Source organism: Burkholderia humptydooensis (genome assembly GCF_001513745.1).
Lineage (GTDB): Bacteria > Pseudomonadota > Gammaproteobacteria > Burkholderiales > Burkholderiaceae > Burkholderia > Burkholderia humptydooensis.
This window is the reverse complement of the sequence record NZ_CP013380.1, coordinates 3296718-3321200: the sequence shown is the minus strand read 5'-3', so window position 1 is coordinate 3321200 and position 24483 is coordinate 3296718. Positions and strand designations below refer to the sequence as shown.

Below are 24483 nucleotides of genomic sequence, written 5' to 3'. Positions count from 1 at the left end.
GTGGCGCACGCGCCATGCGCGCGCCTGCCGCATGGCCGCTCCGGCCTGAGCCCGTCGTCGTCCGTTCGTCGGGCGTCGGGTCGTCAGTTCAGCGCCGCGCTCAGCTTGCGCCGCCACGCGGACACGAGCTCGGGCTGGTCCGCCGCGAGCTCGAACACCGAAATCATCGTCTTGCGGCCGACGTCGTCGCCGAACGTCCGGTCGCGCCGGACGATCTCCAGCAACTGCTCGAGCGCGCCTTCGTAAGCGCGTCGCGCGATCAGGCTCTGCGCGAGATCGAAGCGCGCGTCGAGATCGGCGGGGTCGCTTGCGATCCGCGCTTCGAGCGCGTCGGTCGGCGGCAGGTCGGCCGTTGCATCGAGTGCGTCGAAGCGCGTCTTGATCGCCTGGTAGCGCGCGTCGGCGCCGCCCGTCGTCTGCGGCGACAGGCGCGCGGCCTCCGCGCGGGCGTCGTCGATCCGGTTCAGCGCGAGCAGCAGCTCGACCAGATCGAGGCGCGCCTCGTCGTAGCCGGGGTTCAGCGCGAGCGCGTTCTCGAGGTGCGACAGCGCGTCGTCGATCCGCTCGTCGGCGAGCGCGGCCTGCGCGGCGTGCCGCTCGGCTTCGTCGGGCGCGGGCACGAGGCGGTCGAGGAACGCGCGCAGTTGTCCTTCGGGCAGCACGCCGACGAACTGGTCGACCGGCCGCCCGCCCGCGAATGCGATCACGTGCGGAATGCTGCGCGTCTGGAAGTGCGCGGCGAGCTCCTGATTCTCGTCGACGTTGACCTTCACGAGCTTCCAGCGGCCCTCGTACTCCTGCTCGAGCTTCTCGAGCAGCGGGCCGAGCGTCTTGCACGGGCCGCACCAGGGCGCCCAGAAGTCGACCAGCACGGGGGCGGCAAGCGATGCGTCGATGACGTCGCGTTCGAAAGTAGCGAGCGTGGTGTCCATGGCGTCCTCGTCGGTGTTGGATGAATGCACAATGAGGGTGCGCGGGCGGTTTTTCAATGCGCGCGGCGCTCCGGAAACGGAATCCAGTCGGTTTCGCCGGGTACCCTCCCCATCTGCTGCGCCGCCCAGGCGCGCTTCGCGCGCTCGATCGCGTCGCGCGCGCTCGCGACGAAATTCCATTCGATGAAGCGTTCGCCGTCGAGCTTGTCGCCGCCGAGCAGCATCGCGCGCGCGCCGCGCGCGCTCGCGAGCGCGACCTGCGCGCCCGGCGCGAGCACCGCCATCCGCGCGGCCTCGAGCGGCGCGCCGTCGATCGTCAGGTCGCCGTCGACGAGATAGACCGCGCGCTCTTCGTGATCGGCGTCGAGCGCGAGCGCGGCGCCCGCCGTGAACACGGCGGCGGCGTACAGCGTGCGCGAGAACGTCGTGACGGGCGAGCGCACGCCGAACGCGTCGCCCGCGATCACCGTCAGCGCGACGCCGTCGCGCTCGAGCTTCGGCAGCGTCGCGGCCGCGTGGTGCTCGAACGACGGCTCGCGCGCCTCGTCCGCGCGCGGCAGCGCGACCCAGGTCTGGATGCCGTGCACGGTCTGCCCGCTCGCGCGCGCGTCGTCCGGCGTGCGCTCCGAATGGACGATCCCGCGTCCGGCCGTCATCCAGTTGACGTCGCCCGGCACGATCTTCTGCACCGAGCCGAGGCTGTCGCGGTGCATGATCGCGCCGTCGAACAGATAGGTGACGGTCGCGAGGCCGATGTGCGGATGCGGACGCACGTCGAGGCCCACGCCCGCCGGCTGCACGGCGGGGCCCATGTGATCGAAGAAGATGAACGGGCCGACGGTGCGCTCGGCGAGCGCGGGCAGCGTGCGGCGCACGGTCAGGTTGCCGATGTCGCGCACGTGCGGCTTCAGGATGGCTTTGATCGAGTCGGTCATGGCTGGAGGCGTCCGGAACGCTCGACGCGTTCGCGTGACGGATGCGGGATATGCGGCCCATTGTAACGGCGTCCCGGCCGATGCGGCGGCGCGCGCTCGCGGCGCGCGGGGCGGGCTGCACGCTTCGCGAAACGCCGGTAGACTCGGCGGTTCGCGCGAAAAAGACCGAGGAGACGACGATGGCCCCGAAAGACCTGTTGCTGGCGCTGGTGGTGATCCTGGCGTGGGGCGTGAACTTCGTCGTGATCAAGGTCGGGCTGCACGGCGTGCCGCCGATGCTGCTCGGCGGGCTGCGCTTCCTGCTCGCGGCGGTGCCCGCGGTGTTCTTCGTGCGCCGCCCGCAGATTCCGTGGCGGCTGCTCGCGCTGTACGGCTCGACGATCCTGCTCGGCCAGTTCGTGTTCCTCTTTTCCGCGATGTATGTCGGCATGCCGGCCGGGCTCGCGTCGCTCGTGCTGCAGGCGCAGGCGTTCTTCACGCTCTTCTTCGCGATGCTCGTGCTCGGCGAGCGACTGCGCGCGCGCAATCTCGCGGGCCTCGCGATCGCCGCGGCCGGCCTTGTCGCGATCGCCGTGCAGGGCGGCCGCGGCATGACGCTCGCGGGCTTTCTGCTGACGATCGGCGCGGCGGCGCTCTGGGCGCTCGGCAACGTCGTGACGAAGAAGGTCGGCAAGGTCGATCTCGTGTCGCTCGTCGTGTGGGCGAGCCTCGTGCCCCCGGTGCCGTTCTTCACGCTGTCGTACTGGTTCGAGGGGCCGCGGCGGATCGAGGCCGCGCTGACGTCGCTCTCGGGCGCGTCGATCTTCGCCATCGTCTATCTCGCGTTCGTCGCGACGCTGCTCGGTTACGGGCTGTGGAGCCGGCTGCTGTCGCGCTATCCGGCCGGGCAGGTCGCGCCGTTCTCGCTGCTCGTGCCGATCGTCGGCCTGGCGTCCTCGGCGCTGCTGCTCGGCGAGCGGCTGACGCCCGCGCAGCTCGCGGGCGCCGCGCTCGTGATGGCGGGGCTCGCGGTCAACGTGTTCGGCGATCGCGTCGCGCGGCGGTTTTTCGCGGCCGCGTCGTGATGGCGGGGCGGGGTTCGGCTACGGCGAGCGCGCGAGCCGGAAGGCGGAAACTCGGGCGCGGCGGCCGCGCCGCGCTCGCGCGGTTACGTCATCCGGCTCTTCGCGAGCGGCGGATTCGCCGCGAAATAGCGCTTGATCCCGCGCAAGATCGCATCGGCCATCTGGTCGCGATACGCGTCGTCGTTCAGCCGGCGCTCTTCGTCCGGATTGCTGATGAACGCGGTCTCGACGAGGATCGACGGAATGTCGGGCGCCTTCAGCACCGCGAACCCCGCCTGCTCGACCGAGCCCTTGTGCAGCTTGTTGATGCCGCCGACTTCGCGCAGCACGTAGTTGCCGTAGCGCAGCGAATCGCGGATCTGCGCGGTCGTCGACATGTCGAAGAGCGCGCGATTCACCGCGACGTCCTGCGTCTTGATGTTGATCCCGCCGATCAGGTCCGACGAGTTCTCCTTGTTCGCGAGCCAGCGCGCGGCCGCGCTCGACGCGCCGTGGTCCGACAGCGCGAACACCGACGAGCCGCGAGCCGACGGCGTCGTGAACGCGTCCGCGTGGATCGACACGAACAGATCCGCGCCGACGCGCCGCGCCTTCTGCACGCGCACGTTCAGCGGCACGAAGAAATCGGCGTCGCGCGTCATCATCGCGCGCATGTTCGGCGCGGCGTCGATCTTCGCGCGCAGCTTCTTCGCGATGTCGAGCGCGATGTGCTTCTCGTACGTGCCGCCGCCGCCGATCGCGCCCGGGTCCTCGCCGCCGTGGCCCGGGTCGATCGCGACCGTCAAGAGGCGCACGGTGCCGCGGCCCGATTTCGGCGCGGTGAACGCGTAGGTGTCGGCGTCGCCCGAATCGTCGTCGTCGTTCCTGCGCGCGATGACGGGCGGCGGCTTGACCGCGGGCCGCGGCGGCGCGGCGGGCGGCGTCGCCTGAGCGACGGGCGGATTGGCGGGTGAGGCGGGCGCTGGCCGCGTCGAGTGCGCGGCCGGCGGGTTGTTCTGCGCGAAGCGCTGGAAGAACGCATCGCTGTTGTCGGCCGCGGCGGGCGGCGCGGCGGTCGGGCCGTTGAGCGCGGCCGTCGGCGGCTGCGCCTGCTGCGCGCGCAGCGTATCGTTCAACTGCTGTTCCTTGCGCTCCGTCTGCGCGATCAGGTCGGACAGCGGATCGGGCGCGACGGCCGGATACAGGTCGAACACGAGCCGGTACTTGTAGGTGCCGACGGGCGGCAGCGTGAACACCTGCGGCTTCACCGAGCCCTTCAGGTCGAATACCATCCGCACGACGTGCGGCTGATACTGGCCGACCCGCACCGACTGGATCTGCGGATCGTTCGGCGCGATCTTCGATACGAGGTCGCGCAGCGCCTGGTCGAGCTCGAGGCCGTTCAGGTCGACGACGAGCCGGTCCGGACCCTGCAGCAACTGCTGGGTGTTCTGCAGCGGCTGGTCCGATTCGATCGTCACGCGCGTGTAGTCGCGCGCGGGCCACACGCGCACGCCGAGCACCGAGCTCGCGTGCGCGAGGCGCGGCAGCGCGAGCCCGAGCACGAGCGTCGACGCGCCGGCGCGCAGGATCTGCCGGCGTCGCCAGTTATGGATCGCGGTGGCCGCCGATTCGATCGAGCGGAACGGTTTGATCAACATCTTTCGAGACATGCCTTTCCTGATGCGCTGTACGCCCGGGCGGTGAGGAGGCGGCCTTCGCCGTCCACGTCGAGCGAGAACACGAGATCCGGCACGCCAAGGAGCGCGCCCGCCCGTTGCGGCCATTCGACGACGCAGATCGCGCCGGAATTGAAATACTCGCGAAAGCCTGCGTCGGCCCATTCGGCCGGATCGCTAAAACGGTACAGATCGAAGTGATAGACCTCGAGTTCCCCATCGGAACGCGCGAGCGCATACGGCTCGACGAGCGTGTAGGTCGGGCTCTTCACGCGGCCCGCGTGGCCGAGGCCGCGCAGCATCGCGCGCACGAGCGTCGTCTTGCCCGCGCCGAGATCGCCGTATAGCTGGATCTGCAGGCCGCCGAACGCATGCGCGGCGGCGCGTTCGCCGCGCACCGCGTCGAGCGCGTGCGCGAAGCGTTCGGCGAACGCGATCGTCGCCGCTTCGTCGGCGAGCGCGAGCGTGTGCTCGGCGAGCGGAGCGGGCAGGGGGGGCGCGGCATGCGCGTGGCTAGGCTGCTCGGGCATTCTCGTAAAATAGAGCAATGGACCAAATTCCGGAACTCGCAGTCGCGGATGCGCGCTCCTCGCAGGACGGGCGCGCCGCGCCGTCTCGCCTCGACGGCGCCGAGCTCGCCGAGCTCGCGTCGCGCATCAAGTCCTGGGGGCGCGAATTGGGTTTCGGGGCGATCGGCATCAGCGATACCGATCTCTCGGATGCCGAAGCAGGGCTCGCCGCCTGGCTGGAAGCCGGATGCCACGGCGAGATGGATTATATGGCCAAACATGGGATGAAACGCGCGCGGCCGGCCGAACTTGTGGCCGGCACGCGACGCGTGATCTCCGCGCGGCTCGCGTATCTGCCCGCGGAAACGCTCGAAGACGCGCCCGATTCGGGGGCCGCGCGGCGCGACTGGCGCGCGCGCGAGGCGGCGCGCGTCGCCGATCCGCAGGCGGCCGTCGTGTCCGTCTACGCGCGCGGCCGCGATTATCACAAGGTATTGCGCAACCGCTTGCAGACGCTCGCCGAGCGGATCGAAGCCGAGATCGGCGCGTTCGGCCACCGCGTGTTCACCGATTCGGCGCCCGTGCTCGAGGTCGAGCTCGCGCAGAAGGCGGGCGCCGGCTGGCGCGGCAAGCACACGCTGCTGCTGCAGCGCGACGCAGGCTCGTTCTTCTTCCTCGGCGAGATTTACGTCGACGTGCCGCTGCCGACCGACGCGCAGACGTCGCCCGACGCCGCGCCCGAGACGCCCGGCGCGCATTGCGGCAGTTGCACGCGCTGCATCGGCGCATGCCCGACGGGCGCGATCGTCGCGCCGTACCGCGTCGACGCGCGGCGCTGCATCTCGTATCTGACGATCGAATTGCACGGCAGCATCCCCGAGCCGCTGCGGCCGCTCATCGGCAATCGCGTGTACGGCTGCGACGACTGCCAGCTCGTCTGCCCGTGGAACAAGTTTGCGCAGGCGGCGCCCGTCGCCGATTTCGACGTGCGGCACGGGCTCGATCGCGCGTCGCTCGTCGAGCTGTTCGAATGGACTGCCGAGCAATTCGGCGAGCGGATGCAAGGCAGCGCGATTCGCCGGATCGGCTACGAGCGCTGGCTGCGCAATCTCGCGGTCGGCCTCGGCAACGCGCTGCGCGCCGCGCCCGGCAGCATCGAGCCCGGCGCGCGCGCGGCGATCGTTGCGGCGCTGCGCGCGCGTTTGGGCGACCCGTCCGTGTCCGCGCTCGTGCGCGAGCACGTCGAATGGGCGCTGCGCGCCGCGTGAAGGCGGCGTAAAGTGACGGCTTGTGACGGTTTGGCGGGCGGCCGGCGCATCGCGTGGGCGCGCCCTTTCAGGAGAGAACGATGTTCAACGCAGTAATCGATGCGCCGTTCGGCAAGGTCGGCATCCGCACCGACGCGTCGGTCGTGCGAGAGATCGTCTATCTGCCTGATTCGATGAAGAGCGTCGCGCCGGACACGGCGCTCGCGAAGCGGGTGGCGCGTCAGATCGAGCGCTATTTCGAGCGCGCATCCGCGCGTTTCGACCTGCCGCTCGCCGAAGTCGGCACGCCGTTCCAGCATCGGGTGTGGAGCGCGATCAGCGCGATTCCGCCCGGCATCGTGCTGACCTACGGGCAGGTCGCCAAGCAGATCGGCAGCGCGCCGCGCGCGGTCGGCCAGGCCTGCGGGGCGAACTATTTTCCGCTCGTGATTCCGTGCCACCGCGTCGTCGCGTCGGGCGGGATCGGCGGATTCGCGAACCACGACGACGAAGGCTACTTCCTGAAGGTCAAGCGCTGGCTGCTTGCGCACGAGGGCGTGCGGTACTGATGGCGCGCGCAGTACGCATTCCCGCAACCGACCCGGCGGGCGGCGACGCCGGCCGCGCGCTCGCGCCGTCGGCCGACCGTCCGGCCGACGAGTCGGCCGCGTCGCCCGCGTGGCTCGACAGCCGCACGTCGATCGATCTGTTCTGCGATGCGATGTGGCTCGAGCACGGGCTGTCGCGCAACACGCTGGACGCGTATCGGCGCGACCTGCAATTGTTCGCGCAGTGGCTCGCCGCGCGGCACGCGGCGAGTCTCGATCGTGCCGAAAGGCCGATGCTCGAGGGCTACATCGCCGCACGCAGCGACGGCAAGGCGACGTCGTCGAATCGCCGGCTGTCGGTGTTTCGCCGCTACTACGGCTGGGCGGTGCGCGAGCACCGCACGGCCGTCGATCCGACGCTCAGGATCGCATCGGCGAAACAGGCGCCGCGGTTTCCGTCGACGCTGTCCGAGGCGCAGGTCGAGGCGCTCCTCGCCGCACCCGACGTCGACACGCCGCTCGGCCTGCGCGACCGCACGATGCTCGAACTGATGTATGCGAGCGGGCTGCGCGTGAGCGAGCTCGTCACGCTGAAGACGGTCGAGGTCGGATTGAACGAAGGCGTGGTGCGCGTGACGGGCAAGGGCTCGAAAGAGCGGCTCGTGCCGTTCGGAGAAGTCGCGCACGGCTGGATCGAGCGCTATCTGCGCGGCGCGCGGCCTGCGCTCCTCGGTGCACGCGCGGCGGACGCGCTGTTCGTCACAGCGCGCGGCGACGGCATGACGCGCCAACAGTTCTGGAACATCATCAAGCGCCATGCGCAGCAGGCGGACGTTCGCGTGCATCTGTCCCCGCACACGCTGCGGCACGCGTTCGCGACGCACCTGCTGAATCACGGCGCGGATTTGCGGGTCGTGCAACTGCTGCTCGGCCATAGCGATATCTCGACGACGCAGATCTACACGCACGTTGCCCGCGAGCGGTTGAAGATGCTGCATGCGGCGAATCATCCGCGCGGGTGACGCTCGCGCGTTGCGATCGGGAGCGCCGTCGCGCGCGCGTGATCGTCGGAGTCGATGCGCGCGGATCTCGGCGTGCGCCGGCATCCTCGTCTCGTTCGCGCGGCTGCGAGCTCGCCGACGAGCGGCGTGATCGCGGGCCGCGCCGAATCATCGCATCTCGCGCAACCGGTGCTTGAGCACCTTGCCCGTCGACGCGGCAGGCAGCGCGTCGAGCGCGCGGATTTGCGCGGGGCGCTTGTACGGCGCGAGCCTGTCCGCGCACCATTCCTTCAGATCGCCTTCGGTTGCGGCCGCGTTCGGCGCGAGCTCGACGAACGCGATCACTTCCTCGTCGCCTTCGACCGCGCGTCCGATCACCGCGGACTGCACGACGTCCGGATGTGCGTTCAGCGCCTGCTCGACTTCGGACGGATAGACGTTGAAGCCCGAACGGATGATGAGTTCCTTGCTGCGGCCGACAATCGTCACCGCGCCGTCGGCGCCGGCGCGTGCGAGGTCGCCCGTCTTCAGCCAGCCGTCCGCCGTGACCGCCGCGCGCGTGCCCTCCGGATTGCGGTAGTAGCCGAGCATCACGTTCGGCCCGCGCACCCACAGCTCGCCGACTTCGCCCGGCGCGACATCGGCTCCGTTCGCCGCGCAGAAGCGCACGGCGACGCCCGGGATCGGCACGCCGACCGAGCAATCGGCGCGCGGCGCGTCGATCGGCGTTTGTGCGATCGTCGGGCTGCTCTCGGTCATTCCGTAGCCGTTGTGCAGTGGCAGGCCGTAGACGCGTTCGATGCGCGCCTTCAGATCGGCGTCGAGCGGCGAGCCGCCCGAGTACGCGAAGCGCAGGTGCGGTGCGTGCCACGCATGCCCGTGCGTGCGCAGATGCTCGAGCAGTTTCGCGTGCATGGCGGGCACGCCCTGGAAGATCGTCACGCGCTCGTCGACGAGCGCGCGGCGCAGCGCCTGCGGCGAGAAGCGGGGCGCGAGCCTGAGCGTCGCACCCGCGTAGAGGCTGCCGAGGCAGACCGACGCGAGCCCGTACACGTGCGACACGGGCAGCACCGCGTAGACGATGTCGGCGGGCGCGACGCGCCGCAGTGCGCTCGACACCGCGGCGACGAACAGCAGATTGCGGTGCGACAGCATCACCCCCTTCGGCGTGCCGGTCGTGCCCGTCGTATAGACGAGCGCCGCGCACTGGCGTGCGCCGTCCGCCTCGACCGGCTCCGCGCGCGGGCGTGCATCGATCGTGTACGACCACGCGCCGATGTCGAGCTCGAACGGCGCGGCCGGCTGCGCGCCGCGTCGCTCGGCGTGGGCGTGCGCATCGGGCGACGTGCCGGTGACGAACGCGATCAGGCGCGGCTGCGCATGCGCGGCGATCGCGTCGAGCTCGGCCGCCGAGAGGCGCGCGTTCGACACGATCGCCCACGCGTCGAGTCGTGTCGCCGCGAACAGCAGCACGATCTGCGCGATGCTGTTCTCCGCGACGATCATCACGCGGTCGCCGCCTTGCACGCCGAGGCCGCGCAGCCGGTCCGCCGCCGCGTCGATTGCGCGCGCGAGCTGCGCATACGTGAGCCGACGGGCGTCCTCGATCAGTGCGACGTGATCGGGCGTGCGCTCGGCGACGCGCGCGGGCAGCGCCGCGATTCGCGACGGCAATGCGCCGATCAGCGCATCGACGTCGATCGCCGCGCCGGTGGAAAACTCGATGGTCATGGTTTCTCCGATGAATCGGCGCGAGCGCGGTGTCGCGCGCGTCGCCGATCGTGTGGCGACGATCGTGCCACGCAGCCGCCGCGCGGACAATCTGCCATTCGGACAATGGTCCCGCGCGCCGCGAGCAATTAAAATGCGCGCATGAGCAAATCCAAACACGTTTCCGAAACGCCCGCGACGCAGTTCCTGCGCCGCCACGGCGTTGCATTCGGCGAGCACGTCTACGAATACGTCGACCACGGCGGCACGTCCGAATCGGCGCGGCAACTGGGCGCCGACGAGCACGCGGTCGTGAAGACGCTCGTGATGGAAGACGAGCACGCGAAGCCGCTCATCATCCTGATGCACGGCGACCGCACGGTGTCGACGAAGAACCTTGCGCGGCAGATCGGCGCGAAGCGCGTCGAGCCGTGCAAGCCGGAGGTTGCGAACCGGCATTCGGGCTACCTCGTCGGCGGCACGTCGCCGTTCGGCACGAAGAAGGCGATGCCCGTCTATGTCGAATCGACGATCCTCGATCTGCCGTCGATCTACCTGAACGGCGGCCGGCGCGGCTATCTGGTGAGCCTCGCGCCGGCGGTGCTGACGGCGCTGCTGAACGCGCGGCCGGTGCAGTGCGCGAGCGTCGACTGAGGGTTTCACCCGCATGGCGCGCCGCGCCGCTTCGGTAGAATGAGCGCCGCCGCGGCTTCGCGATCGAGGCCGCCCATCCAACCCATACGTTGAAACAAGAGTCCTTCGCATGCAGATCCTGCTCGCTACCGTCGCCGCCTATCTGATCGGATCGGTGTCGTTTGCCGTCGTCGTCAGCGCCGCGATGGGGCTCGACGACCCCCGCTCGTACGGCTCGAGGAATCCCGGCGCGACCAACGTGCTGCGCAGCGGCAACAAGAAGGCGGCGATCCTCACGCTCGTCGGCGATGCATTCAAGGGCTGGCTCGCGGTCTGGCTCGTCAGGCGCTTCGGCATCGGCGGCGAGATCGGCGTCGCGCTCGCGGCGATCGCCGTATTCCTCGGCCACCTGTATCCGGTGTTCTTCCGCTTCCAGGGCGGCAAGGGCGTCGCGACCGCGGCGGGCGTGCTGCTAGCCGTGCATCCGGCGCTCGGCCTCGCGACCGCGCTCACGTGGCTCATCATCGCGTTCTTCTTCCGCTATTCGTCGCTTGCGGCACTGGTCGCGGCCGTGTTCGCGCCGGTTTTCGACGTGTTCCTGTTCGGCACGCGCAACAATCCGGTCGCGTGGGCCGTGCTCGCGATGAGCGTGCTGCTGATCTGGCGGCATCGGTCGAACATCTCGAAGCTGCTCGCCGGCGAGGAAAGCCGGATCGGGCGAAAGAAAACGGGCGCGTGATTCGCGCGCTCGCCCGCGGCGCGCGGATGAGCCGCCCACGCGCCGCCCGTCCGGGCGTCAGTCGCGGAAGTTGTTGAAGTCGAGCGGCGTATCGGTCACTTCCTTGCGCAGCAGCGCGATCACGCTTTGCAGATCGTCGCGCTTCGCGCCGGACACGCGCACCGCGTCGCCCTGGATGCTCGCCTGCACCTTGATCTTGCTGTCCTTCACGATGCGCACGACCTTCTTCGCGAGGTCGCCCGACACGCCTTTCTTGATCGTCACGATCTGCTTGACCTTGTCGCCGCCGATCTTCTCGATCTTGCCGTAGTCGAGGAAGCGCACGTCGACGTTGCGCTTCGCCATCTTGCCGATCAGCACGTCCTTGACCTGGCCGAGCTTGAAGTCGTCGTCGGCGTAGAGGGTGAGCTCGCGCTCCTTCTGCTCGACGCGCGCGTCGGAGCCCTTGAAGTCGAAGCGGGTCGAAATTTCCTTGTTCGATTGCTCGACTGCGTTTTTCACTTCAATCATGTTCGCTTCGGAAACGACGTCGAACGATGGCATGGCATTCTCCTGTAGAGCGTGCCGCACGCGGCCAGCGCACGGGCACTCGCTATAATTGCGGACGACCGCCATTTTACCGGCGCCCCTACATTTGCCCAAGGCCGCGGACTTGACCGCGCGCCGGCGCAACCGCGAATGCCGATGTTCCATCCCGATTCCTCCGTCCAGTTGCTTCCCGACTATCCGCTGCGCGCGCACAACACGTTCGGCTTCGATGTGCGCGCGCGCGTTGCGGCGCGGATCGGCTCGCCCGGGCAGTTCGCGTCGCTCGCGCGCGACCCGCGCGTCGCGGGGCTCGACACGCTCGTGCTCGGCGGCGGCAGCAACGTGGTGTTGACGGGCGACTTCGACGGCCTCGTGCTGCTCGACGAGATCCGCGGCCGCGCGCTCGCGCGCGAGGACGACGACGCGTGGTACGTCGAGGCGGGCGGCGGCGAGAACTGGCACGCGTTCGTCGAATGGACGCTTGCCGAAGGCATGCCGGGGCTCGAGAATCTCGCGCTGATTCCGGGCACGGTCGGCGCGGCGCCGATCCAGAACATCGGTGCGTACGGGGTCGAGATGAGGGAGCGTTTCGCGTCGTTGCGCGCGGTCGAGCTCGCGACGGGCGAGATCGCCGAATTCGACGCCACGCGCTGCGCGTTCGGTTATCGAGACAGTTTCTTCAAGCGGGAAGGGCGCGGCCGTTTCGCGATTGTGTCGGTGACGTTCCGGCTGCCGAAGGCATGGACGCCGCGCATCGGCTATGCGGACGTCGCGCGCGAACTCGCCGCGCGCGGCATCGACGCAAACGTCGCGCGCGCGCGCGACGTGTTCGACGCAGTCGTCGCGATCCGGCGCGCGAAGCTGCCCGATCCGCTCGAGCTCGGCAACGCGGGCAGCTTCTTCAAGAATCCGGTGATCGACGCGCAGGCGTTCGCCGCGCTGCGCGCGCGCGAGCCCGACGTCGTGTCGTATCCGCAGCCGGACGGGCGCGTGAAGCTCGCGGCCGGCTGGCTGATCGACCGCTGCGGATGGAAAGGGCGCGCGCTCGGCGCGGCGGCCGTCCACGAGCGGCAGGCGCTCGTGCTCGTCAATCGCGGCGGCGCGTCGGGCGCTGACGTCCTCGCGCTCGCGCGTGCGATTCAGCGCGACGTGCGCGAGCGCTTCGGCGTCGAGCTGGAGCTGGAGCCGGTATGCCTGTAGGCGGGGCGCGGCCGCGCGCATCGGCCGCATCGGCGGTAGACCGATAAAAAAACCTCGCTGTCGATCAGCGAGGTTTTTTGTCGCGCCCGTGCATCAGTGGTTCAGGCGCCCGAGCAGCAGGAACTCCATCAGCGCCTTTTGCACGTGCAGGCGGTTTTCCGCCTCGTCCCACACGACGCTTTGCGGGCCGTCGATCACGCTCGCCGCCACTTCCTCGCCGCGGTGCGCGGGCAGGCAGTGCATGAAGAGCGCGTCGGGATTCGCGTGCGACATCATCTCCCCGTCGACGCACCAGTCGGCGAACGCCTGCTTGCGCGCCTCGTTTTCCGCTTCGAAGCCCATGCTCGTCCACACGTCGGTCGTGACGAGGTCCGCGCCCTTGCACGCTTCGTTCGGATCGTCGAACACCTGATAGAACAGCGCGCTTTCCGCGTCGACGAGCTTCGCGTCGAGCGCGTAGCCGGGCGGCGTCGACAGCCGCAGCTTGAAGTCGAGGATGCGCGCGGCCTGTATCCACGTGTACAGCATGTTGTTCGCGTCGCCGACCCATGCGACCGTCTTGCCGCGAATCGGGCCGCGATGCTCGTAATACGTGAAGATGTCGGCGAGCACCTGGCACGGGTGGTACTCGTTCGTCAGACCATTGATCACGGGCACGCGCGAATTCTCGGCGAAGCGCTGGATGATGTCCTGCTCGAACGTGCGGATCATGATGATGTCGACCATTCGCGAGATCACCTGCGCCGAATCCTCGACGGGCTCGCCGCGGCCGAGCTGCGTGTCGCGCGTGCTCATGAACACGGCGTGGCCGCCTAGCTGGAAGATCCCGGCCTCGAACGACAGGCGCGTGCGCGTCGAGCTCTTCTCGAAGATCATCGCGAGCGTGCGGTCGTGCAGCGGGTGATAGGTCTCGTAGTTCTTGAATTTGCGCTTCAGGATACCCGTGCGTTCGAGCACGTACTCGTAGTCTTCCAGCGAGAAATCCTTGAACTGCAGGTAGTGACGAATGGTCTTGGCGGTCATGAAACGGAATACGGCGGACTCAAACCGGCGGCGAACGCGCCGGACGGCGCCGCCGTCGGATGTGATAACTCGAACCAGCATAAAGGATTTTTTATGCTTTGACGAGCCGCGCGGCGCGGCCGCCGGGCGCTCGCCGCGCCGCCGCGCCGCCGCGCCGATTTCCGGCATGCCTCGACACGACGCGCAATGGCGCGCTGCGGTATAATTTCAAGGTTTTCTCAAGCCCGGCGGGCAAGGTTCATGCCTGGTCTGCCGGACACAATCGGCCGACGTGACGGCTCGCCTGCGCGCGATGCGCCGCAAGCCGGAATGCACGGTCGGGTGCGCTCGTCGAGAGCCGCCGCGAAGCCGCTTCCATTGTGTTCGAAGTGTCCAGGCGCAACGGCGCCGGAGCACTGCTGGGCCGTCACTTGGGTACCCTCATGGCTGAAACTCTCCCGACCGAATATTTCATTCAGGGCATCACGAAAGATGGGAAGAAGTTTCGGCCGAGCGACTGGTCCGAGCGTCTCGCAGGCGTGATGTCGTGCTACGGTCCGGGGGCGAGCGGGCCCAATGCCCGCCTTCAATATTCGCGCTACGTGCGGCCGACGCTGCTCGGCGATCTCAAGTGCGTGATCGTCGATGCCCGGCTGCGCGATGTCGAGCCGATGGCGTTCGATTTCGTGATGAATTTCGCTAAGGACAACAACCTCGTTGTCACCGAGGCGTGCGAGCTGCCCGATTACAGCAAGACGCAAAAGTAGGCGAAACGGCTGCGCTTCGGCAATGAGGCGAGGGCGGGCGACGCAGGCGGGCGTGGATCGGGCCGCGGCGGCCGAGCGTCGTGAGAGCGGCGAAAATCCGAAGCAAAAAAGCCCGCGTGAAGCGGGCTTTTTTGTCGATCGCAGAGGAAACAGGGCGCCCGCCTTGCGGGCGCGCCGGATCTTTACTGCGCGGCTTGTGCCTGCAGGCCCTTGACGGCTGCGGAGAGGCGGCTCTTGTGGCGAGCGGCCTTGTTCTTGTGAACGATCTTCTTGTCGGCGATCGTGTCGATCGTCTTCGTCGCGGCCTTGAAGAGTTCGGCGGCCTTTGCCTGATCGCCGGCGTCGATCGCCTTGCGGACGGCCTTGATCGCGGTGCGGAATTTCGAACGCAGCGCCGAGTTGTGCGAGTTTGCCTTCGCTGCCTGGCGGGCGCGCTTGCGTGCTTGTGCGGAGTTAGCCATGACGGTTCCTTATCCTGTCCTGTTTCCAGAGCTTGGAGCCTGACGGCCAAGCGCTGCTTTTCGATCCGACTCCCGGGAGCGATTGCCCGGGAGCGCAAAAAAACGTCGGTTTTAACCGAGGCCGGCCGACGCGCTTGACCGCGAAACGACGCTTGGGCGACGCACGCAACGCACACGTATCGTATGACAGGCTCAGAAACCGGCAATTATAACAACAAAATCAAGCGAGTGGCAAGCGCAAGACGCATTCGCCGAAACGCCGGCGCGGGCGTCCGTGCCGATATGTCGACGGCGGCGCGCCCATGACCGGATGCCTCTCGCAGGTCCGCCCGCGCCGGTACGCCCGCGCCGGTACGCCCCTTTTGCTCGAACGTATCGGTCGCCGTCGCCCGAGGTCCGTATAATAAGCGCCCCATGAATCTATTCCGAGCCCTGCTGACGGTCAGCGGCTTCACGCTGCTGTCGCGCGTGACCGGACTGGCCCGTGAGACGCTGATCGCCCGCGCGTTCGGCGCCAGTCAATTCACCGACGCGTTCTACGTCGCCTTCCGCATTCCGAACCTGCTGCGCCGGCTGTCCGCCGAAGGCGCGTTCTCGCAGGCGTTCGTGCCGATTCTCGCCGAGTTCAAGAATCAAAAAGGGCATGATGTGACGAAAGCGCTCGTCGACGCGATGTCGACCGTGCTCGCGTGGGCGCTCGCATTCCTGTCGCTCGCCGGGATCGCCGGCGCGTCGTGGGTCGTGTTCGCGGTCGCGTCGGGGCTGCGCGCGGACGGGCAGGCGTTCCCGCTCGCCGTCGCGATGACGCAGATCATGTTCCCGTACATCGTGTTCATTTCGCTCACGACGCTCGCGTCGGGCGTGCTCAACACATACAAGAGCTTTTCGCTGCCGGCGTTCGCGCCCGTGCTGCTGAACGTCGCGTTCATCGTCGCGGCCGTGTTCGTCGCGCCGCATCTGAAGGTGCCCGTCTACGCGCTCGCGTGGGCGGTGATCGCGGGCGGCGTGCTGCAGTTCGCGGTGCAGTTGCCGGGGCTGAAGAAGATCGACATGGTGCCCGCGATCGGCGTCAATCCGATGCGCGCGCTCGCGCATCCGGGCGTGAAGCGCGTGCTCGCGAAGATGGTGCCCGCGACGTTCGCGGTGTCGGTCGCGCAGTTATCGCTGATCATCAATACGAACATTGCGTCGCGGCTCGGGCAGGGCGCCGTGTCGTGGATCAATTACGCCGACCGGCTGATGGAATTCCCGACCGCGCTCCTCGGCGTCGCGCTCGGCACGATCCTGTTGCCGAGCCTGTCGAAGGCGCATGTCGACGCCGATTCGACCGAGTATTCGGCGCTCCTCGACTGGGGACTGCGGGTCACGTTCTTGCTCGCGGCGCCGAGCGCGCTCGCGCTCTTCTTCTTCGCCAAGCCGTTGACGGCGACGCTCTTCAACTACGGCAAGTTCGACGCGCACACGGTCACGATGGTCGCGCGCGCGCTCGCGACATACGGGATCGGCCTCGTCGGCATCATCCTCATCAAGATCCTCGCGCCCGGCTTCTATGCGAAGCAGGACATCAAGACGCCCGTGAAGATCGCGGTCGGCGTGCTCGTCGTCACGCAGCTATCGAACTACGTGTTCGTGCCGATCATCGGTCATGCGGGGCTCACGCTCAGCATCGGCGTCGGCGCGTGCCTGAATTCGCTGCTCCTCTTCATCGGGTTGCGCCGCCGCGGCATCTACCAGCCGTCGCCCGGCTGGCTGCGTTTTTTCGCGCAGCTCGCGGGCGCGTCGCTCGTGCTCGCCGGCGTGATGCACTGGCTCGCGATCAACTTCGACTGGACCGCGATGCGCGCGGCGCCGCTCGAGCGGATCGCGCTGATGGCCGCCTGCCTCGTTCTGTTCGCTGCACTATATTTCGGTATGTTGTGGCTGATGGGTTTCAAATACGCGTACTTCAGACGGCGCGCCAAGTAACGGACCCCAATGACTCGCGTTCTCGACTATTTCAGTTCGCTCGTCGCCGAAGACGATGGCCTGCCGCTCACCGAGGCGGCGCTGTCGCTCGCGCAGGACGCCTATCCCGACGTGGACCTGCAAGGCGTGCTCGCTGAGCTCGACGCGCTCGCCGCGCGGCTCGCGAGGCGGCTGCCGGACGGCGCGGGCGCGAGCGAGAAGCTCGCGCTCCTGAACGACTTCTTCTTCCGCGAGCTCGGCTTCGCGTGCAACCATAACGACTACTACGATCCGGACAACAGCTATCTGAACATGGTGCTCAAGCGCCGCCGCGGGATTCCGATTACGCTCGCGGTGCTGTATCTGGAGCTTGCCGGGCAGGTTGGCGTGCCGGCGCGCGGCGTGTCGTTTCCCGGGCATTTCCTGCTACGCATCGCGCTGCCGGACGGCGATTCGATCCTCGATCCGACGACGGGGCGCTCGCTGTCGGAACCGGAGCTCGTCGAGATGCTCGAGCCGTACGTCGCGCACGCCGAGGGCGGCACGGCGAGCGTGCTGCGCGCGCTGCTGCAGCCGGCGACGGAACGCGAGATCGTCGCGCGGATGCTGAACAACCTGAAAGCCGTCTATTTGCAGACGGAGCGCTGGCAGCGGCTGCTCGGCGTGCAGGAACGGCTCGTGATCCTGCTGCCGGGGCAGCTCGACGAAGTGCGCGACCGCGGCTTCGCGTACGCGCGCCTCGACTACCTGCGTCCCGCGCTCGAGGATCTGCAGACGTATCTCGGCGAGCGGCCCGACGCGGTCGACGCGACGATCGTCGAAGCGCAGGTCAGCGAGTTGCGGCAGCGGATGCAGCGCGACGACGACGATTGAGCGGCGGGGCGGCCGGGCGGGGCGCCCGACGGCCGCGCGCGCCGCTTCGTTACTTCGGCTGCATCCGGATCGCGCCGTCGAGGCGGATCACCTCGCCGTTGAGCATCGGGTTCTCGACGATCTGCTTGACGAGCATCGCGTACTCGGCCGGCTTGCCGAGGCGAGGCGGGAACGGCACCATCGCGCCGAGCGCGTCCTGCACTTCCTTCGGCATGCCGAGCAGCATCGGCGTCTCGAAGATGCCGGGCGCGATCGTCATCACGCGAATCGCGTTGCGCGACAGGTCGCGCGCGATGGGCAGCGTCATGCCGGCGACGCCCGCCTTCGACGCCGCGTACGCGGCCTGGCCGATCTGGCCGTCGAACGCGGCGACCGACGCGGTGCTGACGATCACGCCGCGCTCGCCGGTTTGCGCCGGCTCGTTCGCGGCCATCGCGGCGGCTGCGACGCGAATCATGTTGAACGTGCCGATCAGGTTCACGGTGATCGTCTTCGCGAACAGCTCGAGCGGGTGCGGGCCGTCCTTGCCGACCGTCTTCGCCGCGGGCGCGATGCCCGCGCAGTTGACGAGCCCGCGCAGCGTGCCGAGCTTCGTCGCGGCGGCGACGGCCGCCTGCGCGTCTTCTTCGCGCGCGACGTCGCACTTGACGAACACGCCGCCCAGCTCGCGCGCGAGCGCTTCTCCCGCTTCCTGATTCAGGTCGGCGAGCACGACCTTGCCGCCCGCCTCGGTCAAGAGGCGCGCGGTGCCCGCGCCGAGCCCGGACGCGCCGCCCGTGATCAGGAAGACGTTGTCGCGAATCTCCATGTTTGCTCCTTCTCCTTGGATTGATTGGAATGAATGTCGATCGAATGTCGTGAAGCGACGCGCGCGCTGCGACGATTGTACGAGCGAGCGCCGAAGCCCGGCGCGAAGCGAACGACCGGACGAAAAAAAACCGCCCGGGGAGGGCGGTTCCTTCGTCATCGTCACGCGTGCGGCATGCGCGGCGCACGCCGCGGCGCGATTATTTCAGCACGTCGAACACGCGCGCGCGGATTTCGTCGACAGAGCCGAGGCCGGAGATCTTCCGGTACGCGGGCGCCTTCAGGCCGTTCTCCGCGCCGCGCGCCGCCCAGTCACCGTAGTACGCGATGAGCGGCTTCGTCTGCGCTTCGTACACGTCGAGGCGCTTCTTCACCGTCTCTTCCTTGTCGTCGTCGCGCTGGATCAGGGGCTCGCCCGTCACGTCGTCCTTGTCCTCGACCTTCGGCGGGTTGAACTTCACGTGGTACGTGCGGCCCGACGCCGGGTGCGTGCGGCGGCCGCTCATCCGTTCGATGATTTCCGGGAACGGCACGTCGATTTCGAGCACGTAGTCGATCGCGACGCCCGCTTCCTTCATCGCGTCGGCCTGCGCGATCGTGCGCGGGAAGCCGTCGAACAGGTAGCCGTTCGCGCAGTCCGCCTCCTTCAGGCGCTCCCTGACGAGGCCGATGATCAGCGAATCCGGCACGAGCCTGCCTTCATCCATGTACGTCTTCGCCTCGACGCCGAGCGGCGTGCCGGCCTTCACGGCGGCGCGCAGCATGTCGCCCGTCGAGATTTGCGGGATGCCGAACTTTTCCTTGATGAAGTTTGCCTGGGTGCCCTTTCCCGCGCCGGGCGCGCCCAACAGGATCAAACGCATGGTGATATCTCCGGTATGTGGATGCTTTGGCGCGAGACGCTACGGGAACCGCTGCGCGGCTCGGCGACCCTGCCGCAAGCGCGATCGGCCGGTCTGACTGCGGCGGGTCGAAAGCGACGCGCGGCGGCCGGCGAATGTCGGGCTTGGGGCGGAATCTCGGTGAGCGGCGCGGGCGGATCGCTCGCACAATCGCCCGATTATGCCATGGGTTATTTGGCGCGAGACCGAAAAAGGGCCTGCACGCGTTCGAGATCGGCCGGCGTGTCGATGCCGGCCTCGGGCGCGTGCTCGGTGACGAGCACCGCGATCCGCTCGCCGTGCCACATCGCGCGCAGTTGCTCGAGCTGCTCGGCCGCCTCGATCGGCGCCTGCGCGAGCGTCGGATACGTGCGCAGGAAACGCGCGCGATAGGCGTAGAGGCCGATGTGCCGATAGACGGGGCACGTCGGCGCGGGCATCGCCGCGACGTTTGGCCAGTGCGGCAGGTACGCGTCGCGCGACCACGGAATCGGCGCGCGCGAGAAGTACAGCGCGACGCCGTTCGCGTCGAGCACGACCTTCACGTAGTTCGGATTGAACACCTCGTGCGCTTCGTGAATCGGGTGCGCGGCCGTCGCGATCGCGCACGATGGATGCGCGGCGAGGTGCGACGCTACGTCGCACACGAGCTGCGGATCGATCAGTGGCTCGTCGCCCTGAACATTGACGACGATCGTGTCATCGCCGAAGCCGAGCTTCGCGGCGACCTCGGCGAGGCGGTCGGTGCCGGACGGGTGGTCGGCGCGCGTGAGCACCGCGTCGAAGCCGTGCTCGCGCACCGCGTCGAGCACGCTTTGCGCATCGGACGCGACGAGCACCTGCTGCGCGCCCGCTTCACGCGCGCGCTCGGCGACGCGCACGACCATCGGCTTGCCGCCGAGATCGGCGAGCGGCTTGTTCGGCAGGCGGGTCGACGCGAGACGGGCGGGGACGACGGCGACGAAAGGGAGCGGGGAGGTCATCGGACGGGCGCGAAGCGCAAAGGGTTCGAAAAATGCGCCCGCGTGACATGCGGGCAGCGGCGTTGGATCGGGCGGGCGCCGGCCTGGCGCGAGCGCCCGGACGGCACGACGGCGGCGGGCGCGCCGCGTGTGCGTCAGCGGCCCTGGGCCGGGCCGGCCGGATCGACCGGCGTGCCTTCGACGGTCTGCCGCGCTTCGTCGACGAGCATCACCGGAATGCCGTCGCGGATCGGATACGCGAGCTTGTCGGCGTTGCAGACGAGCTCCTGCGCGCCGCGGTCGTAGTGGAGCGGGCCCTTGCAAATCGGGCAGACGAGGATTTCAAGCAGACGTGCGTCCACGGAGTTTCTCCACAACGAGAGCGATAAGGCGGGGATCGAGCGCGGCTTCGACCGGGACGACCCAGATGCGAGTGTCGCGCCACGAAGTCCCCAATTTTACTGCATCCTTCTCGGTGATCAGGATCGCGTCGAAATGATCGTCGGCGAACGGGTTCGTGGCGAACGCGTAGTGGTCGGGCAGCGGGCGCGTCGCGGGCGTGACGCCCGCCGCGCGCAGCGTCGCGAAGAAGCGCTCCGGCGCGCCGATGCCCGCCGCCGCGAGCACGCGCTCGCCCGCGAACTGCGCGAGCGGCCTGCGGCGCGACGGCCGATCGAGATGCCATGCGTCGCCGGGCGCGAGCGCGAGCGCGAACGTGTCGGGCCACGGCGGCAGCGCGCGGCTGTATGGATCGTTGACGAGCGTTGCGTCGCGGCGGCGCGACAGCGGTTCGCGCAGCGGCCCGGCCGGCAGCAGGAAACCGTTGCCGCCGAGGCGATGATCGAACACGACGATCTCGACTGCGCGCGCGAGCCGGTAGTGCTGCAGGCCGTCGTCGCTCACGACGACGTCGACTTCGGGGTGCGCGGCCTTCAGCGCGCGCACGGCCGCGACGCGGTCCGGGCACACCCACACGGGCGCGAGCGTGCGGCGCGCGATCAGCAGCGGCTCGTCGCCCGCCCGCTGCGGCGGCGACTCGGGCGTGACCGCGGTCGGCGCGACGATCTTCGCGCCGTAGCCGCGCGACACGACGCCGGGCGTGAAGCCCGCGGCGCGCAGCGCGTCGACGAGCGCGATCACCGTCGGCGTCTTGCCGGTGCCGCCGACCGTCACGTTGCCGACGACGACGACGGGCACGCCGCAGTCGACGCGTTTCTTCCAGCCGCGCGCATAGGCGGCGCGGCGCAGCGCGGCGATCGCGCCGAACGCGCATGCGAAGGGCGCGAGCGCCCACGCGAGCGCGCCGCGGCGCTGCCATTCGCGAGTGAGGCGCGCTTCGGCGCGCGCGAGCAATCCCGGCCGAGCGCTCATGACGCGATGCGCGAGACGCCGCGCGGCGCGGCTGAGGACGGATTCGTCAACACGGTTTCTCCGGATGGCGGCGGGCGGCCGCGGGGTCTTCGAAAGGCGGCACTCTAGCGCGCCCGCCGCGCGGCCCGCAAGTCGCGCGGGCGCGGCATGCGGTGCGCGCCGCATGGCCGCGTGCGTGAACGGTCTGTGGATAACTCTGTGAAAAACTCCGCGTCGAAGCGTTCGGCAAGGCCGTGCGGCGGGCTTCCAGTCGGCGCAATGCGCGTTGGGATCGATAAAAAAACCATTGAAATCAAGCGTTTGATCGAAATCATCAGGGGTTTCGGGGCGATTGTTACAACCCCGTCCCCGTTTCGCGCGCCGTGTGGACACCTGGGCGGCCCGCACGCGCGGCTTGCCGCGCGCGCCGAGGCGGTCTATCGTTGGGCGCCTGAAATCTTCCGACCGTCCATGCATTCCGAAACCACCTTTGCCGGCTCCGGCGGCGCGCCCGCGGGCGACGGCGTCATTCCCGTGTCCGCGCTCAACCGCGCGATCGGCACGATGCTCGAGCGCACGTTCCCGCTGCTGTGGGTCGCGGGCGAAGTGTCGAACTTCACGCGCGCGGCGAGCGGCCACTGGTATTTCTCGATCAAGGATCAGCAGGCGCAGATGCGCTGCGTGATGTTCCGCGGCCGCGCGCAACACGCGGAGTTCATGCCGCGCGAAGGCGACAAGATCGAAGTGCGCGCGCTCGTCACGATGTACGAGCCGCGCGGCGAAGTGCAACTGAACGTCGAGGCGATCCGGCGCACCGGGCAGGGGCGGCTCTACGAAGCGTTCCTGCGGCTGAAGGCGCAGCTCGAGGCCGAAGGGCTCTTCGCGCCCGAGCGCAAGCGGCCGCTGCCGACGCATCCGCGCGCGATCGGCATCGTCACGTCGCTGCAGGCGGCCGCGCTGCGCGATGTGCTGACGACGCTCGCGCGCCGCGCGCCGCACGTGCCGGTGATCGTCTATCCGGCGCCCGTGCAGGGCGCGGGCGCGGCGGAGAAGCTCGCCGCGATGGTCGAGACCGCGAACGCGCGGCGCGAGGTCGACGTGCTGATCGTCTGCCGCGGCGGCGGCTCGATCGAGGACTTGTGGTCGTTCAACGACGAGGGGCTCGCGCGCGCGATTGCGGCGAGCGACGTGCCCGTCGTCTGCGGCGTCGGCCACGAGACCGATTTCACGATCGCCGATTTCGCGGCCGACGTGCGCGCGCCGACGCCGACCGGCGCGGCCGAGCTCGTGAGCCCGCAGCGCGCGCTGTTGCTGCGCGAGCTGGGCGACCGGCGCAACGCGCTCGCGCGCGGCTTGCGGCGCGGCCTCGACTCGCGCGCGCAGCAGCTCGACTGGCTCGCGCGCCGCCTGATCAGCCCGGCCGAGCGCCTGCAGCGCCAGTCCATGCACGTGGGGCAACTCGCCGCGCGGCTCGCGGCGGCGGGCGCGCGGCCCGTGCGCGACGCGCGCGCGCGTTTCGCGCTCGTGCAATTGCGCTGGCAGCGCGCGCGGCCCGACGTCACGCAGGCGCGGCAGGTGCTCGCGACGTTCGCGCAAAGGCTCGATGCGACGCTGCAGCGGCGTCTCGAACGCGACACCGCGCGCGTCGCCGCGTGCGCGGCGCGGCTCGAGGTGCTGAGCCCGCAACGCACGCTGGAGCGCGGCTACGCGGCGATCATCGACGCGCAGACGGGCCGCGCGGTGCGCGCGCCCGCGGCGCTCAAGCCGCAGCGCCGGTTGACCGTGCATCTCGCCGAGGGCTCGGCCGACGTGTCGCTCGCCGATGTGCAACCGCGTCTTTCGGATACGTTCTGACCCGTTCTGACCCGGCGACGCACGCGCGGCACGCGGACGTCGCGCGTCTTGCGCGTGCCGGTTCGCGCGTCGAGCATGCCGCGCGAGCGTCGATTTTTCGGATGAGACGGATAAAGGCCCGCGAGTTTGCGGGGTTATTCGGACTCGCCTACAATCGGGCGTTCCGCGGCACCCAACCCAACACTGTCCTCCCTACATACACTTCGAAGGAACCGATCATGGCTCATACGCTCCCGCCGTTGCCGTACGCTGAAGACGCCCTCGCTCCGCACATCTCGCAGGAGACGATCCAGTATCACTACGGCAAGCATCACCAGGCTTATGTGACGAACCTGAACAACCTGATCCCCGGCACGGAATTCGAGAGCCTGCCGCTGGAAGAGATCGTGAAGAAGTCGTCGGGCGGCATCTTCAACAACGCCGCGCAGATCTGGAATCACACGTTCTTCTGGAACAGCCTGTCGCCGAACGGCGGCGGCGCGCCGACGGGCGCGCTCGGCGACGCGATCAGCGCGAAGTGGGGCTCGTTCGACGCGTTCAAGGAAGCGTTCACGAAGGCGGCGGTCGGCACGTTCGGCTCGGGCTGGGCGTGGCTCGTGAAGAAGGCGGACGGTTCGCTCGACATCGTGTCGACGAGCAATGCGGCCACGCCGCTCACGACGGCCGACAAGCCGCTCCTCACGATCGACGTGTGGGAGCACGCTTACTACATCGATTACCGCAACGCGCGTCCGAAGTTCGTCGAAGCGTTCTGGAACATCGTGAACTGGGACTTCGCCGCGAAGAACTTCGCTTAAGGCGCGCCCGTCATCTGACGATTACAGTTCGGAAAAAATCGAGCGATACATAGTGACGAGATCTCGAATCAGTCTCGGCGA

25 protein-coding genes are annotated in these 24483 nt (G+C 68.8%); 12 read left to right on the top strand and 13 right to left on the bottom strand.

Going from position 1 to position 24483, the window contains the following annotated elements:
• Positions 1-83: 83 nt before the first annotated feature.
• Both trxA and AQ610_RS14845 read right to left on the bottom strand, forming a co-directional pair.
• Positions 84-932: a thioredoxin gene (trxA, locus tag AQ610_RS14850; RefSeq protein WP_006024763.1), complete on the bottom strand. Its 849-nt coding sequence runs from the start codon at positions 930-932 to the stop codon at positions 84-86.
• Between the two features lie 53 nt (positions 933-985).
• Positions 986-1867, bottom strand: a complete 882-nt coding sequence (locus AQ610_RS14845) for a pirin family protein (RefSeq protein WP_006024764.1) — start codon at positions 1865-1867, stop codon at positions 986-988.
• A gap of 179 nt (positions 1868-2046) precedes the next feature.
• Between AQ610_RS14845 and AQ610_RS14840 the strand changes: the two genes are divergently transcribed.
• Positions 2047-2931, top strand: a complete 885-nt coding sequence (locus AQ610_RS14840) for an O-acetylserine/cysteine exporter (protein WP_009911448.1) — start codon at positions 2047-2049, stop codon at positions 2929-2931.
• An 83-nt stretch (positions 2932-3014) separates the two neighbouring features.
• Here the strand turns inward: AQ610_RS14840 and AQ610_RS14835 are convergent, their stop codons facing one another.
• Together AQ610_RS14835 and AQ610_RS14830 are read right to left on the bottom strand one after the other, a co-directional pair.
• A complete protein-coding gene (locus AQ610_RS14835; RefSeq protein WP_043282040.1) occupies positions 3015-4583 on the bottom strand; it encodes an N-acetylmuramoyl-L-alanine amidase in 1569 nt (522 codons plus the stop codon).
• A complete protein-coding gene (locus tag AQ610_RS14830; RefSeq protein ID WP_006024767.1) occupies positions 4565-5119 on the bottom strand; it encodes a bifunctional tRNA (adenosine(37)-N6)-threonylcarbamoyltransferase complex ATPase subunit type 1 TsaE/phosphotransferase in 555 nt (184 codons plus the stop codon). The genes AQ610_RS14835 and AQ610_RS14830 overlap by 19 nt, the downstream gene beginning before the upstream one ends.
• A gap of 17 nt (positions 5120-5136) precedes the next feature.
• Between AQ610_RS14830 and queG the strand changes: the two genes are divergently transcribed.
• The 3 genes from queG (at position 5137) to xerD (ending at position 7915) form a co-directional block, all read left to right on the top strand.
• Entirely contained in the window at positions 5137-6366 is a 1230-nt protein-coding gene (gene queG / locus AQ610_RS14825) for a tRNA epoxyqueuosine(34) reductase QueG (protein ID WP_006024768.1), read from the top strand.
• Positions 6367-6446: 80 nt separating this feature from the next.
• Positions 6447-6914, top strand: a complete 468-nt coding sequence (locus tag AQ610_RS14820; protein WP_006024769.1) for a methylated-DNA--[protein]-cysteine S-methyltransferase — start codon at positions 6447-6449, stop codon at positions 6912-6914.
• Positions 6914-7915: a site-specific tyrosine recombinase XerD gene (gene xerD, locus AQ610_RS14815; RefSeq protein WP_006024770.1), complete on the top strand. Its 1002-nt coding sequence runs from the start codon at positions 6914-6916 to the stop codon at positions 7913-7915. Before AQ610_RS14820 ends, xerD begins: the two co-directional genes overlap by 1 nt.
• A gap of 147 nt (positions 7916-8062) precedes the next feature.
• Here xerD and AQ610_RS14810 read toward each other — a convergent pair whose 3' ends face one another.
• Complete coding sequence (locus AQ610_RS14810) at positions 8063-9625, bottom strand: class I adenylate-forming enzyme family protein (RefSeq protein ID WP_006024771.1); 1563 nt, start codon at positions 9623-9625, stop codon at positions 8063-8065.
• Between the two features lie 141 nt (positions 9626-9766).
• Here AQ610_RS14810 and ybaK point away from each other — a divergent pair, with 141 nt between their 5' ends.
• Entirely contained in the window at positions 9767-10258 is a 492-nt protein-coding gene (ybaK, locus tag AQ610_RS14805) for a Cys-tRNA(Pro) deacylase (protein ID WP_006024772.1), read from the top strand.
• A gap of 109 nt (positions 10259-10367) precedes the next feature.
• Positions 10368-10976 carry a glycerol-3-phosphate 1-O-acyltransferase PlsY gene (gene plsY / locus AQ610_RS14800; protein WP_006024773.1) on the top strand — a complete coding sequence of 203 codons (609 nt, stop codon included), beginning with the start codon at positions 10368-10370 and terminating at the stop codon, positions 10974-10976.
• A gap of 57 nt (positions 10977-11033) precedes the next feature.
• Here plsY and AQ610_RS14795 read toward each other — a convergent pair whose 3' ends face one another.
• Positions 11034-11519, bottom strand: a complete 486-nt coding sequence (locus AQ610_RS14795; RefSeq protein ID WP_006024774.1) for a YajQ family cyclic di-GMP-binding protein — start codon at positions 11517-11519, stop codon at positions 11034-11036.
• Positions 11520-11654: 135 nt separating this feature from the next.
• On the opposite strand from AQ610_RS14795, the gene murB reads away from it, so the two are divergent.
• Positions 11655-12704, top strand: coding sequence for a UDP-N-acetylmuramate dehydrogenase (murB, locus tag AQ610_RS14790; RefSeq protein WP_009911458.1), 1050 nt, complete (start codon positions 11655-11657; stop codon positions 12702-12704).
• A gap of 93 nt (positions 12705-12797) precedes the next feature.
• Here the strand turns inward: murB and argF are convergent, their stop codons facing one another.
• Positions 12798-13727: an ornithine carbamoyltransferase gene (gene argF / locus AQ610_RS14785; RefSeq protein ID WP_009911459.1), complete on the bottom strand. Its 930-nt coding sequence runs from the start codon at positions 13725-13727 to the stop codon at positions 12798-12800.
• A gap of 422 nt (positions 13728-14149) precedes the next feature.
• Here argF and AQ610_RS14780 point away from each other — a divergent pair, with 422 nt between their 5' ends.
• Entirely contained in the window at positions 14150-14473 is a 324-nt protein-coding gene (locus tag AQ610_RS14780; RefSeq protein WP_006024777.1) for a DUF3579 domain-containing protein, read from the top strand.
• 182 nt (positions 14474-14655) lie between these two features.
• Here AQ610_RS14780 and rpsT read toward each other — a convergent pair whose 3' ends face one another.
• Positions 14656-14934: a 30S ribosomal protein S20 gene (gene rpsT / locus AQ610_RS14775; protein WP_004189743.1), complete on the bottom strand. Its 279-nt coding sequence runs from the start codon at positions 14932-14934 to the stop codon at positions 14656-14658.
• A 414-nt stretch (positions 14935-15348) separates the two neighbouring features.
• Here rpsT and murJ point away from each other — a divergent pair, with 414 nt between their 5' ends.
• Both murJ and AQ610_RS14765 read left to right on the top strand, forming a co-directional pair.
• On the top strand, positions 15349-16899 hold the full coding sequence (gene murJ, locus AQ610_RS14770) for a murein biosynthesis integral membrane protein MurJ (protein ID WP_006024778.1): 1551 nt from the start codon (positions 15349-15351) through the stop codon (positions 16897-16899).
• Between the two features lie 9 nt (positions 16900-16908).
• The gene (locus AQ610_RS14765) at positions 16909-17751 is read left to right on the top strand and encodes a SirB1 family protein (protein ID WP_006024779.1); all 843 of its coding nucleotides are present in this window, start codon (positions 16909-16911) and stop codon (positions 17749-17751) included.
• Positions 17752-17800: 49 nt separating this feature from the next.
• Here AQ610_RS14765 and AQ610_RS14760 read toward each other — a convergent pair whose 3' ends face one another.
• The 5 genes from AQ610_RS14760 to lpxK all read right to left on the bottom strand — a co-directional run bounded on the left by AQ610_RS14760 (position 17801) and on the right by lpxK (position 21772).
• The gene (locus AQ610_RS14760) at positions 17801-18559 is read right to left on the bottom strand and encodes a 3-hydroxyacyl-CoA dehydrogenase (protein WP_009911462.1); all 759 of its coding nucleotides are present in this window, start codon (positions 18557-18559) and stop codon (positions 17801-17803) included.
• A gap of 199 nt (positions 18560-18758) precedes the next feature.
• Complete coding sequence (gene adk / locus AQ610_RS14755; RefSeq protein WP_009911463.1) at positions 18759-19421, bottom strand: adenylate kinase; 663 nt, start codon at positions 19419-19421, stop codon at positions 18759-18761.
• A gap of 209 nt (positions 19422-19630) precedes the next feature.
• Entirely contained in the window at positions 19631-20422 is a 792-nt protein-coding gene (gene kdsB, locus AQ610_RS14750; protein WP_006024782.1) for a 3-deoxy-manno-octulosonate cytidylyltransferase, read from the bottom strand.
• Positions 20423-20556: 134 nt separating this feature from the next.
• Positions 20557-20763 carry a Trm112 family protein gene (locus tag AQ610_RS14745; protein ID WP_006024783.1) on the bottom strand — a complete coding sequence of 69 codons (207 nt, stop codon included), beginning with the start codon at positions 20761-20763 and terminating at the stop codon, positions 20557-20559.
• A complete protein-coding gene (gene lpxK, locus AQ610_RS14740; protein WP_043282042.1) occupies positions 20744-21772 on the bottom strand; it encodes a tetraacyldisaccharide 4'-kinase in 1029 nt (342 codons plus the stop codon). Before lpxK ends, AQ610_RS14745 begins: the two co-directional genes overlap by 20 nt.
• Positions 21773-22222: 450 nt before the next feature.
• Here lpxK and xseA point away from each other — a divergent pair, with 450 nt between their 5' ends.
• Together xseA and sodB are read left to right on the top strand one after the other, a co-directional pair.
• Positions 22223-23605 (top strand): exodeoxyribonuclease VII large subunit, encoded by a 1383-nt coding sequence (xseA, locus tag AQ610_RS14735; RefSeq protein WP_006024785.1) that lies wholly within the window; start codon positions 22223-22225, stop codon positions 23603-23605.
• 218 nt (positions 23606-23823) lie between these two features.
• A complete protein-coding gene (gene sodB, locus AQ610_RS14730) occupies positions 23824-24402 on the top strand; it encodes a superoxide dismutase [Fe] (RefSeq protein WP_006024786.1) in 579 nt (192 codons plus the stop codon).
• Positions 24403-24483: the final 81 nt, after the last annotated feature.

Coding starts and splice junctions, on each gene's coding strand:
- trxA (WP_006024763.1), bottom strand. CDS start 932: ATGGACACCACGCTCGCTACTTTCGAACGCGACGTCATCGACGCATCG.
- AQ610_RS14845 (WP_006024764.1), bottom strand. CDS start 1,867: ATGACCGACTCGATCAAAGCCATCCTGAAGCCGCACGTGCGCGACATC.
- AQ610_RS14840 (WP_009911448.1), top strand. CDS start 2,047: ATGGCCCCGAAAGACCTGTTGCTGGCGCTGGTGGTGATCCTGGCGTGG.
- AQ610_RS14835 (WP_043282040.1), bottom strand. CDS start 4,583: ATGTCTCGAAAGATGTTGATCAAACCGTTCCGCTCGATCGAATCGGCG.
- AQ610_RS14830 (WP_006024767.1), bottom strand. CDS start 5,119: ATGCCCGAGCAGCCTAGCCACGCGCATGCCGCGCCCCCCCTGCCCGCT.
- queG (WP_006024768.1), top strand. CDS start 5,137: ATGGACCAAATTCCGGAACTCGCAGTCGCGGATGCGCGCTCCTCGCAG.
- AQ610_RS14820 (WP_006024769.1), top strand. CDS start 6,447: ATGTTCAACGCAGTAATCGATGCGCCGTTCGGCAAGGTCGGCATCCGC.
- xerD (WP_006024770.1), top strand. CDS start 6,914: ATGGCGCGCGCAGTACGCATTCCCGCAACCGACCCGGCGGGCGGCGAC.
- AQ610_RS14810 (WP_006024771.1), bottom strand. CDS start 9,625: ATGACCATCGAGTTTTCCACCGGCGCGGCGATCGACGTCGATGCGCTG.
- ybaK (WP_006024772.1), top strand. CDS start 9,767: ATGAGCAAATCCAAACACGTTTCCGAAACGCCCGCGACGCAGTTCCTG.
- plsY (WP_006024773.1), top strand. CDS start 10,368: ATGCAGATCCTGCTCGCTACCGTCGCCGCCTATCTGATCGGATCGGTG.
- AQ610_RS14795 (WP_006024774.1), bottom strand. CDS start 11,519: ATGCCATCGTTCGACGTCGTTTCCGAAGCGAACATGATTGAAGTGAAA.
- murB (WP_009911458.1), top strand. CDS start 11,655: ATGCCGATGTTCCATCCCGATTCCTCCGTCCAGTTGCTTCCCGACTAT.
- argF (WP_009911459.1), bottom strand. CDS start 13,727: ATGACCGCCAAGACCATTCGTCACTACCTGCAGTTCAAGGATTTCTCG.
- AQ610_RS14780 (WP_006024777.1), top strand. CDS start 14,150: ATGGCTGAAACTCTCCCGACCGAATATTTCATTCAGGGCATCACGAAA.
- rpsT (WP_004189743.1), bottom strand. CDS start 14,934: ATGGCTAACTCCGCACAAGCACGCAAGCGCGCCCGCCAGGCAGCGAAG.
- murJ (WP_006024778.1), top strand. CDS start 15,349: ATGAATCTATTCCGAGCCCTGCTGACGGTCAGCGGCTTCACGCTGCTG.
- AQ610_RS14765 (WP_006024779.1), top strand. CDS start 16,909: ATGACTCGCGTTCTCGACTATTTCAGTTCGCTCGTCGCCGAAGACGAT.
- AQ610_RS14760 (WP_009911462.1), bottom strand. CDS start 18,559: ATGGAGATTCGCGACAACGTCTTCCTGATCACGGGCGGCGCGTCCGGG.
- adk (WP_009911463.1), bottom strand. CDS start 19,421: ATGCGTTTGATCCTGTTGGGCGCGCCCGGCGCGGGAAAGGGCACCCAG.
- kdsB (WP_006024782.1), bottom strand. CDS start 20,422: ATGACCTCCCCGCTCCCTTTCGTCGCCGTCGTCCCCGCCCGTCTCGCG.
- lpxK (WP_043282042.1), bottom strand. CDS start 21,772: ATGAGCGCTCGGCCGGGATTGCTCGCGCGCGCCGAAGCGCGCCTCACT.
- xseA (WP_006024785.1), top strand. CDS start 22,223: ATGCATTCCGAAACCACCTTTGCCGGCTCCGGCGGCGCGCCCGCGGGC.
- sodB (WP_006024786.1), top strand. CDS start 23,824: ATGGCTCATACGCTCCCGCCGTTGCCGTACGCTGAAGACGCCCTCGCT.